The organism is Pseudomonas sp. Marseille-QA0892, from assembly GCF_054950135.1.
In genome coordinates, this window is record NZ_CM143104.1 from 1352087 (window position 1) to 1364344 (window position 12258).

The window sequence follows — 12258 nt, forward strand, 5'->3', positions numbered from 1 at the left end:
CTGACAAAGCAAAACATACCGCCTGACACGTCTCCCTATAATCCCGTCCGCTCGTATCGATAATGCTAATACTTATCATTAATAAGGGATGTGATGATGCGTCGGACGGTTGGTAATCTGCACGTAAGCCGTAAATTTCCTCGCTTCAATAGGTCGCCAATAGCGGTGGCTGTCGCAGCAGGATTCGGCTCTTACTTGGCGTGTACACCGCTCATGGCACAAGTTGCAGAGCCAGCGGACCCAGCGCAAATTCAGAGTGGCCTGGAGTTGGGGCCGGTCAATATCGAAGACAGCTTCACGACTGAATCGCCAGAGAGCTACACCGTCCGCGAAACCCGTAGCTCAACGGGCCTCAACTTGTCCCCTCGCGAAACGCCACAGTCCGTGACCAGTATCACCCGTCAGCAACTCGATGACCGTGACATTCGTACCATCGACGAAGCCCTTACCAGTTCAGCGGGCATCACGGTCAATTCCCTGGACGTAGGGATGCGCAACACCTACCGCGCACGTGGTTATGACATTCGCAACTACCGGATCGATGGCCTGCTGACGCACGGGCAGAGCGACATCAGCGGTAACGGTGCCGGCATCAACATGGACCTCTACGAGCGCGTCGATATCGTGCGCGGCGCCAATGGCCTGCTCGGCGGCACGGGCGATCCCTCTGCCGCTATCGACTTGCAGCGCAAACGCCCTACCTACGATTTCGGCGGTTCGGCTTCATTCACTTACGGCAGCTGGGACCGCCGTCGTGTGATGGGTGACATCAACCTCCCGCTTACCGCCGACGGCCGCCTGCGTTCACGCCTCGTGGTCACGCAGGAAGAGGGCGGCGGCTTCCGCGACCATGAGTCGGGCCGAAGCAATGGCGCATTGCTCAACTTCGAGCTCGATCTGAATGAGGCCACCACCCTGGGTGCGGGTGTTCAGTATGAGTACAACAAGTTCATCGGCGCCACCTGGGGTGCAAATGCTCCTATCTGGTTTGACGACGGCAGCAAGGCGAAGGTCTCCCGCAAGACCAATGTGGTTGCCGACTGGAGCAATCGTGAGGTTGAAACGAGAACCGTATTCGCATCTCTGGACCATCGCTTCGCGAACGACTGGCAGGCTGAACTCAAGGTGGCCCGCGCCGACAGCGATGTGACCAATGATATGGCGATTGCCAAGGTGAACCAGATTGCCGGCAATAACTACGGCGGCTATTGGAATGCAAACGGCACCGGGGCCTACCTCAATGGCTTCTACAGCGAGCCGGAAACCCTGAGCGAATCGGTCGACATGCGCCTGTCTGGCCCATTCGACTTGTTCGGCCGCACGCACGAAGCCATGGTCGGCTACAACAGCACCTGGACCACGCTTACCGAGCCTCAGGTGAATTGCAGCTTCGCCGGTGTGACGCGCAGCGGAACCACCTGTACCTACCGAGTCGTACCCAATTCTGGCCTGCTGGTACCGAACTGGCGTAACTGGAATGGCGAGGTCGACAAGATCGCAACCAGCAAGACCGGCTACGACACCACGACCAAGACGCAGCTGCGCGGTACCTGGGCAGCCACACGCCTGAGCATAACCGACCCGTTGTCCGTCATTCTCGGTGCACGCATGAGCACCTATCGCACCTACAAGGAAACCGAAGGCCAGACCGGTACTGCACGCAGCGCGCAACAACGGGTAAGTGATGAGATCACACCCTATGCGGGTGTGGTGTACGACCTGAACGACAACTACTCGGTCTATGCGAGCTATACCGACATTTTCACGCCGCAAACCCGCGAGACAAGTGATGGCAGTTATGTCGAGCCCGTCGTCGGCCAAAGCTACGAAACGGGGATCAAGGGCGAATGGTTCGACGGCAGCCTGAATGGCTCGCTGGCATTCTTCAAGACCAAGCAGGACAACCTGGCCGTTCAGGACGTAGGTGTGCTCACGCCCGATGGTGAAGACGCATACAAGTCCGGTTCCGGCGTCACGACCCAGGGCTTCGAGATTAAAATGGCCGGCGCGATAACGCCGAACTGGACAGTCTACGGCGGCTACACCTACATGGATTTCAAACCGGTCGACAGCACCGAGACGACGCGTGATGACCCCCGCCACGTGATCCGTCTTTACACGCGCTATCAACTGCCAGGCATGCTGGACCGCGTAACAGTGGGCGGCGGGATGACGGCGCAAAGCAGCAAGCGCGTCCGCTCGACGCCGGCTGGCGAGCCGACGCGTACCGACGGCACCAGTTTGCGAAATGCCACCGAACTGACCCAAAGCGGCTACGCCCTGTTCGACCTCATGGGGCGCTACCAGATTACCGACAACACCAGCGCCACGCTCAACGTGAACAACCTGTTCGACAAGACCTACTACCGCAACTACGGCTTCTACGCCGGCAAGATCTACGGCGAACCGCGCAGCGTGAGCCTGACGCTACGTACGGACTTCTGAACGGCAGTGTTTTTTCAAAGGGGCAAACCTCTGCGGTTTGCCCTTTACCTTGTATTGCTCTCGTGCATTCACCAGCGCACCGGCCAACACTTAGACTCCCCCGCATCAATCCTGCACCCTACCGCCCGAACGCCTCCCGAGTCAGGCGACCCCTGTCTGCTACCACGCGCAAATACATGATCGGGTCATAACCGCGGGGCGGATTAGCCGCAGGCGTAATCCGCCGTTCACCGCGTCTGAGCTAATGCCGCGGTCTAGGATCATCCAGCTGAGCTATTTGATCGCTCGCCGGCTCCACCTAGCCCGGCCAGCTCCTACAAAACACCCGGCAACCTAAACCCTGCGCAATCCCCTGGATGCCCATCGAGTGCCTTATGTTCGCCTCATGCTCGATCGCAGGCCGCCCTCGTAAGGCCCAAACAGCCACCCCGCGCGCTGTCATTCCAACAACCACTCGGTCAATCCAACCCAAAAAATTCTGATCATTTCGGAATTTCTCCTGTCGGACCCAGCAGCAAGGGTTTGCCGTTTCGTTTGTCGAAATGCACGGTAGACCCGCTATTCAAGGCGTCGCCGCGACGGGACGTCTGCCACTCGCCCCATTTACCAGCTTTAGGGAGGACGGGTTCGCCGGTATGCTTTTTTCAGTGCAGGCGCTTCGTGCATTTGCGGCCTGGTTGGTCGTTTTCCATCACTTCATGCAGATATTCTACGACTTCAAGTCGGATAACCCGCTCGGGCAATTTCTCTCCGAGCGCGGTGCGGTCGGGGTCGACGTTTTCTTCGTCATCAGCGGCCTCGTCATCTACCTTTCGACCCAGGGCCGAGATCAGCCCACCCACAAATTCCTCATCAATCGCTTCGTGCGGATCGCGCCTGCCTACTGGCTCTATAGCCTGATCGCCGCCGCCATTATTCTTTTCGCGCACCGCGTCATGCCGATCCAGGTGTTCGACTGGGGCCACCTGATGCGCTCACTGTTCTTCATTCCGGCACAGAACCCGGCGGGATACGGCTTCTATCCCACGCTACCCGTGGGCTGGACGCTGAACTACGAGATGTTTTTCTACACCGTCTTCGGCCTTCTGTTCCTCGTCCGCGAACGCTGGCGGGTGCCGCTACTGGTCGTGACGCTGCTGCTGGTGCAACTCGTCCTTGCACGCCAACCCTGGTTCAGTGACTTCTACCGCAACAGCATCATCTTCGAATTCCTGCTGGGCGTTTTCATCGGCATGCTCTACCGCCATGGCTGGCTGCTGCGTGGTTCCTGGCTGCCAGCCATCATCCTGGTCGCCGCCGCCTCGACGATCTACACGTTCGACAGCTCCAATCGACTCCTGCATTGGGGGCTGCCGAGTGCCGCGATCGTCTTTGCCTTCCTTTCGCTCGAGCCCTGGTTCGAAGGGCGGCAATGGCTCAAGCGCCTGGGGGATCGGTCCTATTCGGTGTACCTGATCCACGTCATCCTGCTGTCACTCGGCTGGTACATCCAGCAGCGCCTGGACCTCAATGCAGAGCTCGTCCTGCTGGCCTGTATCCCGTTCATCCATATTGCATCGGCGTTCAGCTACGAATGGGTAGAGAAGCGCCTCGGCCATTGGATGAAGCGCCGCCTGCTCAATGAGTCGAGCCGCAGCAAACCGGCAGCCGCGCCCGCTGCTTAAGGAAGTAGGGCGGGTGTAACCCGCGCCTGGCACATACGCTTGCGCGGGTTTCACCCGCCCTACGAAAGTCTCTTCTTATCTTTAGGGTGGATAGCCGAAGCGATCCACCGCGCAATGGCCCTGCCTACGCAGCCCGACCCTCGCCGATAGAACGCAACGTACCCCATCGCACCGCATAGTAGGGCGGGTATAACCCGCGCCTGGCCCATACGTTTGCGCGGGTTTCACCCGCCCTACGAAAGTCTCTTCTTATCTGTAGGGTGGATAGCCGAAGCTATCCACCGCGCAATGGCTCTGCCTACGCAGCCCAGCCCCACGTTATAACGCAATGCATCTACACCGCACCCCGGCACGCAAATACCCTTCATCCGACACCTCGTCAGATTCCGCACAATCCAGTACCATGTTCGGCCGTTTCTTGCGCGCGAGGCATTCCGCCCCGTGCGCCATCCAGTGATCCCGTTCGTGTGCGAAAGCGCAGGGTGCCGAGAGGCGCTGCCACAGTGAGGCAGGCATACCCAGCGAACGACGCTTACTGGCTAATCCCAACCCACGTGGCCTTTGGTAGGGGTCACCACTAGGAGAGGAGGCGCCATGCCCATCATCACCCTTCCTGACGGCAGCCAACGTCAATTCGACAACCCCGTCAGTGTCCTCGACGTCGCACAGTCCATCGGTGCCGGTCTGGCCAAGGCCACTGTGGCCGGTAAGGTCGACGGTAAGCTCGTTGATGCCTGCGACATCATCGATCGCGACGCGACGCTGCAAATCATCACGCCGAAGGATGAAGAAGGGCTGGAGATCATCCGCCACTCCTGCGCGCACCTTGTTGGCCATGCGGTCAAGCAGCTGTACCCGACCGCGAAGATGGTCATCGGCCCGGTCATCGAAGAAGGTTTCTATTACGACATCGCCTTCGAGCGCCCCTTTACGCCGGATGACGTTGCCGCCATTGAAGCGCGCATGAAGCAACTGATCGACAAGGACTACGACGTCATCAAGAAGATGACGCCGCGCGCCGAGGTGATCGATGTCTTCGCATCCCGTGGCGAGGACTACAAGCTGCGCCTGATCGAGGACATGCCTGATGAACAGGCGATGGGCCTCTACTACCACGAAGAATACGTGGACATGTGCCGCGGCCCGCACGTGCCCAACACCCGTTTCCTCAAGGCATTCAAGCTGACCAAGCTGTCCGGCGCGTACTGGCGTGGCGACTCGAAGAACGAGCAGCTGCAGCGCGTCTACGGCACCGCCTGGGCGGACAAGAAGCAGCTGGCGGCCTACATCCAGCGTATCGAAGAAGCCGAGAAGCGCGACCACCGTCGCATTGGCAAGCAGTTGGATCTCTTCCACCTACAGGAAGAAGCGCCAGGCATGGTCTTCTGGCACCCGAATGGCTGGACGGTCTATCAGGTGCTCGAGCAGTACATGCGCCAGGTCCAGCGCGAGCATGGCTACCAGGAGGTCAAGACGCCCCAGGTCGTCGACCGTGTTCTGTGGGAGCGCTCGGGCCATTGGTCCAACTATGCCGAGAACATGTTCACAACCGCATCGGAAAGCCGCGACTTTGCCGTGAAGCCGATGAACTGCCCGTGCCACGTGCAGGTGTTCAACCAGGGCTTGAAGTCCTACCGTGACCTGCCATTGCGCATGGCCGAGTTCGGCGCCTGCCACCGTAACGAGCCGTCCGGCGCGCTGCACGGCATCATGCGTGTACGCGGTTTCACCCAGGACGACGCCCACATCTTCTGTACCGAAGAGCAGGTACAGAAGGAAGCGGCCGACTTCATCAAGCTGACGCTGCAGGTCTATGCGGACTTCGGCTTCAATGACGTGATCATGAAGCTGTCCACTCGTCCGGCAAAACGCGTAGGTTCCGAAGAAATGTGGGACCGTGCCGAGAAAGCCTTGGCCGACGCACTCGACAGCTCCGGCCTCGAGTGGGAATACCAGCCGGGCGAGGGCGCGTTCTACGGGCCGAAGATCGAGTTCACCCTGAAGGACTGCCTTGGCCGTAGCTGGCAGTGCGGCACGCTCCAGTACGATCCGAACCTCCCGGAACGCCTGGATGCGAGCTATATTTCCGAAGACAACTCGCGTGAGCGTCCGGTGATGTTGCACCGAGCGATCCTCGGGTCGTTCGAACGTTTCATCGGCATGCTGATCGAACATTACGCCGGTCTGTTCCCGGCCTGGCTTGCCCCGACGCAAGCGGTGATCATGAACATCACCGACAAACAGGCTGATTTCGCGAAGGAAGTCGAACGCGAACTCAACACAAGCGGCTTCCGTGCCAAATGTGACTTGAGAAACGAGAAGATCGGATTTAAAATCCGCGAGCATACTTTGCTCAAGGTTCCCTATCTCCTCGTTATCGGAGACCGGGAAGTTGAGACACGATCCGTTGCTGTACGCACGCGCGACGGTGTCGACCTGGGGTCGATGCCGCTCGGAGAATTCCGCGACGTGCTTGCGCAAGCGGTTTCCCGGCGTGGTCGCCAAATTACGGAGTAAACACTATCAAGCGTGATATGAGACAAGATCGAAGAGCTGCACCTAAGGCCCCGATTAACGAGAATATCTCGGCTCGAGAGGTGCGATTGATTGGTGCAGACGGCCAGCAAGTTGGCATCGTCTCTATTGATGAAGCGCTTCGCGCTGCTGAAGAAGCCAAGCTGGACCTGGTGGAGATTTCCGCCGACGCGCTGCCGCCTGTATGCCGCATCATGGATTACGGCAAACATCTCTTCGAGAAGAAGAAGCAGGCTGCGGCTGCGCGCAAGAACCAGCACCAGCAGCAGATTAAAGAAATCAAGTTTCGTCCAGGGACGGAAGAAGGGGATTACCAGGTAAAACTACGCAACCTGGTACGTTTCCTAAATGAAGGGGACAAGGCCAAGATCTCTCTGAGATTCCGTGGTCGTGAGATGGCCCACCAGGAGCTGGGGATGGAATTGCTCAAGCGCGTCGAGGCTGACCTCGCCGAGCTGGGTACCGTCGAACAGCATCCTAAGATGGAAGGACGCCAGCTAATGATGGTCATCGCCCCCAAAAAGCGAAAGTAACCTCCAGGGCATAGGCAGGCCTTGCGGTTATGTTTATTGATTGAATGCGGAGTATCCGAACATGCCAAAGATGAAGACCAAAAGTGGCGCTGCGAAGCGCTTCAAGAAGACTGCGGGTGGCCTCAAGCACAAGCACGCCTTCAAGAGCCACATCCTCACCAAGATGACCACCAAGCGTAAGCGTCAACTGCGCGGCACTGCGATGCTCGCTCCGTCTGACGTCGCCCGTGTAGAACGCTCGCTGCGTCTGCGCTGATCATTTAAAGAGAGGATTGATAAATGGCTCGTGTTAAGCGTGGCGTTATTGCCCGTGCTCGTCACAAAAAGATTCTGAAACTCGCCAAAGGCTACTACGGTGCGCGTTCGCGCGTGTTCCGCGTTGCCAAGCAGGCGGTAATCAAGGCTGGCCAATATGCCTACCGTGACCGCCGTCAGCGCAAGCGTCAGTTCCGCGCTCTGTGGATCGCTCGTATCAACGCTGGTGCTCGTCAGAACGGTCTGTCCTACAGCCGCCTGATCGCTGGCCTGAAGAAAGCGTCCATCGAGATCGACCGTAAGGTTCTGGCCGATCTGGCAGTGAACGAAAAAGCGGCGTTTACCGCGATTGTCGAGAAAGCGAAGGCCTCTTTGGCTTAAGTCCCCGACAATCACCGGGCTTGCCCGGTGAGAACGAGCTCAAGGTCACTGACATTGGATCGTTCTGAACGTCATCGATAGGGGAAGAGCCCTCAAAAGCTCTTCCCCTATTTCGTATCTGGAGTCCCTGAATGGAAAACCTGGATGCGCTGGTCTCTCAAGCGCTCGAGTCCGTGCAACACACCGAAGACGTCAACGCCCTGGAGCAACTCCGGGTCCAATACCTCGGCAAGAAGGGCGAGCTGACGCAGGTCATGAAGACCTTGGGCAATATGCCCGCAGAAGAACGTCCGAAGGTCGGCGCCTTGATCAATACGGCCAAGGAGCGCGTTCAGGACGCCCTCAACGCTCGCAAGCAGGCGCTCGAAAGCGCGGCGCTCGCGGCGAAGCTGGCTGCCGAAAAGATCGATGTGACGTTGCCCGGCCGCGGCCAGGTTTCCGGCGGACTGCACCCCGTTACCCGCACCCTCGAGCGCATCGAGCAGATCTTCACGCGTATCGGCTTCGACGTGGCAGAAGGCCCCGAGATCGAAGACGACTACCACAACTTCGAAGCGCTCAACATTCCGGGCCACCACCCGGCGCGTGCCATGCACGACACCTTCTATTTCGATGCGCGCATGCTGCTGCGTACCCATACGTCCCCGGTTCAGGTGCGGACGATGGAAACGCAAACCCCGCCGATTCGCATCGTTTGCCCGGGCCGCGTCTATCGCTGCGACTCGGATATCACCCATTCGCCGATGTTCCACCAGGTCGAAGGCCTGCTGATCGACGAAGGCGTGAGCTTCGCCGACCTCAAGGGCACCATCGAGGAGTTCCTCCGCGTGTTCTTCGAGAAAGACCTCGGCGTGCGTTTCCGCCCTTCGTTCTTCCCCTTCACCGAACCCTCGGCCGAAGTCGACATGCAGTGCGTCATGTGTTCGGGCAAGGGCTGCCGCGTCTGCAAGCAGACGGGCTGGCTGGAAGTCATGGGCTGCGGCATGGTCCACCCGAACGTGCTGCGCATGTCCGGCATCGATCCGGAGCGTTACCAGGGCTTTGCCTTCGGTATGGGCGGCGAGCGCCTGGCCATGCTGCGTTACGGCGTCAATGACCTGCGCCTGTTCTTCGACAACGACCTGCGCTTCCTCGGGCAATTCCGGTAGCCAGCATTTGGGTCACGAACAGGTTTGGGAGAAGAGATAAATGAAATTCAGTGAACAGTGGCTCCGTAGCCTCGTCAATCCGCCGGTCTCGCGGGACGAACTGGTTGCGCGCCTTTCCATGTCGGGCCTTGAAGTCGATGCCGTGACGCCCGTTGCCGGCGCCTTCAGCGGTGTGGTCGTGGGCGAAGTGCTGAGCGTCGAGCAGCACCCGGACGCCGACAAGCTGCGCGTCTGCCAGGTCAGCGATGGCCAGTCCACGCTGCAGGTGGTATGCGGTGCGCCTAATGTCCGTCAGGGTTTGAAGATTCCGTTCGCCACTATTGGCGCGGTGCTGCCGGGCGACTTCAAGATCAAGAAAGCCAAGCTGCGTGGCGTTGAATCCAACGGCATGCTGTGCTCGGCGTCCGAGTTGCAGATCAGCGAAGAAAACGACGGCCTCATGGAGCTGGCAGGCGATGCGCCCGTCGGCCAGAGCCTGCGCGACTACCTCATGCTCGATGACGCCAGCATCGAGATCGGCCTGACGCCGAACCGCGGCGACTGCCTGTCCCTGACCGGGCTTGCACGGGAAGTCGGCGCCATCTACGCCGTTCCGTATACCCCTGTAGACGTGCCAGCCGTTCAACCGACCCACGACGAAACCCGTCCGGTTGAACTGCTCGCACCGCAGGCATGCCCGCGTTACCTCGGCCGTGTCATCCGTGGCGTAGATCTGAGCCGCCCGACGCCGCTGTGGATGGTCGAGCGCCTGCGTCGTTCGGATATCCGCAGCATCGACGCCGCCGTCGACATCACTAACTACGTGATGCTCGAGCTGGGCCAGCCAATGCACGCATTCGATCTTGCTCAGATTGAAGGCGGCATCCGCGTCCGTATGGCGGAGGAGGGCGAGAAGCTCGTTCTGCTCGATGGTCAGGAAGTCGCCCTGCGCAGCAATACGCTGGTGATTGCCGACCACGCCAAACCGCTCGCTATCGCGGGCGTCATGGGCGGTGAGCACAGCGGCGTCAGCGCCGGTGCCCGCGACCTGTTCCTGGAAAGCGCCTTCTTCGACACCATCGCCCTGGCCGGTACCGCTCGCTCCTATGGCCTGCACACCGATGCCTCGCATCGCTACGAGCGCGGCGTGGATTTCCAACTGGCCCGTCGCGCCATCGAGCGTGCAACGCAGCTGCTGATCGACATCGTCGGTGGCGAAGCCGGCCCGATTGTGGAAGCCACCAGCGAGCCGGATCTGCCAAAGGTAGAGCCCATCACGCTGCGCGCCGAGCGCGTCAGCCGCATGCTGGGCCTGGACGTCGAAGCCACTGAAATCGAGCGTATGCTGACCTCGCTCGAACTGGGTGTAAAAGCCGTCGAAGCGGGTGTCTGGCACGTCGCCGTCCCAAGCCACCGTTTCGACTTGAGCCTGGAAGTGGACCTGATCGAAGAGATCGGCCGCCTCTACGGGTACAACCGTCTCCCGGTTCGTTATCCGCAGGCGCGTCTTGCACCGACGGCGCGTGCCGAAGCCCGCTCCGAGCTGCCCGCGCTCAAGCGCCTGCTGGTTGCGCGTGGGTATCAGGAAGCGATCACCTACACCTTCATCGACCAGAAGCTGTTCGAGCTCTTCGCGCCGGATACCCAGCCACTCAAGCTGGCCAACCCGATCTCGGCCGAACTGTCGATCATGCGGACTTCGCTGTGGCCGAGCCTGGTGAAGGCGTTGATGCACAACCTCAATCGTCAGCAGCACCGTGTGCGTCTGTTCGAGAGCGGCCTGCGCTTCGTAGGCCAGCTGGAGAACCTCAAGCAGGACATGATGCTCGCCGGCCTCATTAGTGGTAGCCGCCTGCCAGAAGGCTGGACGGCAGGCCGCGAGTCCGTCGACTTCTACGACCTCAAGGCAGACGTCGAAGCGATTCTCGCCAACGCCGGTGCCGCAGGTGATTTCCACTTCGAACCCGCTTCGCACCATGCGCTGCACCCCGGCCAGACCGCAGCGGTCATGCGTGGCGAGCAATGCGTCGGCTACATCGGTGCGCTGCACCCGGAACTCGCGCGTGAACTGGGTATCGAGCAGGCGGTCTATCTGTTCGAGCTTGAGTTGGCGCATGTGGCGCCCGGTACGCTGCCAGCCTTCCGCGAGCTGTCCCGCTTCCCGGAAGTGCGCCGCGACTTGGCACTGGTGGTAGAGAAGGGCGTTGCCGCCGAGTCTCTGTTGAGCGACATGCGGGCGCAGGCCGGCGAGTTCCTGACTGATCTCAAGCTCTTTGACGTTTATGAAGGGAAAGGTATTGATCCTGATAGGAAAAGCCTGGCAGTTGGCTTGACCTGGCAGCATCCATCGCGCACTCTTACGGACGAAGAAGTCAACACGACGATGCAGCGCATCCTCACCTCGCTCGAACAAAGGTTCAACGCAACGTTAAGGAAGTAACGTATGGGGGCCCTGACGAAAGCCGAGATGGCCGAACGCTTGTACGAAGAGCTCGGTCTCAACAAACGGGAAGCCAAGGAATTGGTGGAACTGTTTTTCGAAGAAATTCGTCAGGCGCTGGAGCATAACGAACAGGTGAAGTTGTCGGGGTTCGGCAACTTCGACCTGCGCGACAAGCGTCAGCGACCCGGCCGAAATCCGAAGACCGGCGAGGAGATTCCGATCACCGCTCGCCGCGTCGTCACCTTTCGGCCAGGCCAAAAACTAAAAGCCAGAGTCGAAGCCTATGCTGGAACCAAGTCATAACGACGAGCTGCCCCCCATTCCGGGCAAACGCTACTTCACCATCGGCGAAGTCAGCGAACTCTGCGCCGTAAAACCCCACGTACTTCGCTACTGGGAGCAGGAATTCCCCCAGCTCAGTCCCGTCAAGCGCCGCGGCAACCGCCGCTATTACCAGCGCCACGACGTCCTCATGATCCGCCAGATCCGGGGCCTCTTGTACGAGCAAGGCTTCACCATCGGCGGCGCCCGCCAACGCCTTTCCGGTGACGACGCCAAAGAAGACAGCACTCAATACAAGCTCTTCCTGCGCCAGATGGTCTCCGAACTCGAAGACGTACTGACCGTTCTGCGTCGCTAAGAATTTGCAGAAAAACCTTTCCACATTCAGATGCTTACGGTATAGTTTCGGCCGTTTCCAGCAATTGGAAACACTGTCGGGGCGTAGCGCAGCCTGGTAGCGCACTTGCATGGGGTGCAAGGGGTCGAGTGTTCGAATCACTCCGTCCCGACCAAATCGAACATCAAAGCCTGATCAGAAATGGTCGGGCTTTTTTGTGTGCGCTCATAGCGTAGCTAATGAACCTCTGTGCAGG

The 12258-nt window shown here is 59.6% G+C and carries 10 protein-coding genes and 1 tRNA gene; all 11 read left to right on the plus strand.

The genetic code is table 11. The features are described from left to right. Window positions 1-213 precede the first annotated feature (213 nt). The 11 genes from ACY8D3_RS06305 (at window position 214) to ACY8D3_RS06355 (ending at window position 12177) form a co-directional block, all read left to right on the plus strand. Window positions 214-2445 carry a TonB-dependent siderophore receptor gene (locus ACY8D3_RS06305; RefSeq protein WP_462382602.1) on the plus strand — a complete coding sequence of 744 codons (2232 nt, stop codon included), beginning with the start codon at window positions 214-216 and terminating at the stop codon, window positions 2443-2445. 635 nt (window positions 2446-3080) lie between these two features. Continuing rightward, entirely contained in the window at window positions 3081-4109 is a 1029-nt protein-coding gene (locus ACY8D3_RS06310; RefSeq protein WP_462382604.1) for an acyltransferase family protein, read from the plus strand. A 594-nt stretch (window positions 4110-4703) separates the two neighbouring features. Beyond that, window positions 4704-6626: a threonine--tRNA ligase gene (gene thrS, locus ACY8D3_RS06315; protein ID WP_462382606.1), complete on the plus strand. Its 1923-nt coding sequence runs from the start codon at window positions 4704-4706 to the stop codon at window positions 6624-6626. 17 nt (window positions 6627-6643) lie between these two features. Further along, window positions 6644-7177 (plus strand): translation initiation factor IF-3, encoded by a 534-nt coding sequence (gene infC / locus ACY8D3_RS06320; protein ID WP_462382608.1) that lies wholly within the window; start codon window positions 6644-6646, stop codon window positions 7175-7177. Between the two features lie 61 nt (window positions 7178-7238). Further along, the gene (gene rpmI / locus ACY8D3_RS06325; protein WP_462382610.1) at window positions 7239-7433 is read left to right on the plus strand and encodes a 50S ribosomal protein L35; all 195 of its coding nucleotides are present in this window, start codon (window positions 7239-7241) and stop codon (window positions 7431-7433) included. A 23-nt stretch (window positions 7434-7456) separates the two neighbouring features. Continuing rightward, on the plus strand, window positions 7457-7813 hold the full coding sequence (gene rplT / locus ACY8D3_RS06330; protein ID WP_462382612.1) for a 50S ribosomal protein L20: 357 nt from the start codon (window positions 7457-7459) through the stop codon (window positions 7811-7813). Window positions 7814-7944: 131 nt separating this feature from the next. Beyond that, on the plus strand, window positions 7945-8961 hold the full coding sequence (pheS, locus tag ACY8D3_RS06335) for a phenylalanine--tRNA ligase subunit alpha (RefSeq protein ID WP_462382614.1): 1017 nt from the start codon (window positions 7945-7947) through the stop codon (window positions 8959-8961). Between the two features lie 40 nt (window positions 8962-9001). Beyond that, window positions 9002-11380 (plus strand): phenylalanine--tRNA ligase subunit beta, encoded by a 2379-nt coding sequence (gene pheT / locus ACY8D3_RS06340; protein ID WP_462382616.1) that lies wholly within the window; start codon window positions 9002-9004, stop codon window positions 11378-11380. A 3-nt stretch (window positions 11381-11383) separates the two neighbouring features. Continuing rightward, entirely contained in the window at window positions 11384-11686 is a 303-nt protein-coding gene (gene ihfA, locus ACY8D3_RS06345; RefSeq protein WP_003282572.1) for an integration host factor subunit alpha, read from the plus strand. Beyond that, entirely contained in the window at window positions 11667-12023 is a 357-nt protein-coding gene (locus tag ACY8D3_RS06350) for a MerR family transcriptional regulator (protein ID WP_462382619.1), read from the plus strand. The genes ihfA and ACY8D3_RS06350 overlap by 20 nt, the downstream gene beginning before the upstream one ends. A gap of 77 nt (window positions 12024-12100) precedes the next feature. Next, window positions 12101-12177 (plus strand) — tRNA-Pro (locus ACY8D3_RS06355). Window positions 12178-12258: the final 81 nt, after the last annotated feature.

Coding starts and splice junctions, on each gene's coding strand:
- ACY8D3_RS06305 (WP_462382602.1), top strand. CDS start 214: ATGGCACAAGTTGCAGAGCCAGCGGACCCAGCGCAAATTCAGAGTGGC.
- ACY8D3_RS06310 (WP_462382604.1), top strand. CDS start 3,081: ATGCTTTTTTCAGTGCAGGCGCTTCGTGCATTTGCGGCCTGGTTGGTC.
- thrS (WP_462382606.1), top strand. CDS start 4,704: ATGCCCATCATCACCCTTCCTGACGGCAGCCAACGTCAATTCGACAAC.
- infC (WP_462382608.1), top strand. CDS start 6,644: ATGAGACAAGATCGAAGAGCTGCACCTAAGGCCCCGATTAACGAGAAT.
- rpmI (WP_462382610.1), top strand. CDS start 7,239: ATGCCAAAGATGAAGACCAAAAGTGGCGCTGCGAAGCGCTTCAAGAAG.
- rplT (WP_462382612.1), top strand. CDS start 7,457: ATGGCTCGTGTTAAGCGTGGCGTTATTGCCCGTGCTCGTCACAAAAAG.
- pheS (WP_462382614.1), top strand. CDS start 7,945: ATGGAAAACCTGGATGCGCTGGTCTCTCAAGCGCTCGAGTCCGTGCAA.
- pheT (WP_462382616.1), top strand. CDS start 9,002: ATGAAATTCAGTGAACAGTGGCTCCGTAGCCTCGTCAATCCGCCGGTC.
- ihfA (WP_003282572.1), top strand. CDS start 11,384: ATGGGGGCCCTGACGAAAGCCGAGATGGCCGAACGCTTGTACGAAGAG.
- ACY8D3_RS06350 (WP_462382619.1), top strand. CDS start 11,667: ATGCTGGAACCAAGTCATAACGACGAGCTGCCCCCCATTCCGGGCAAA.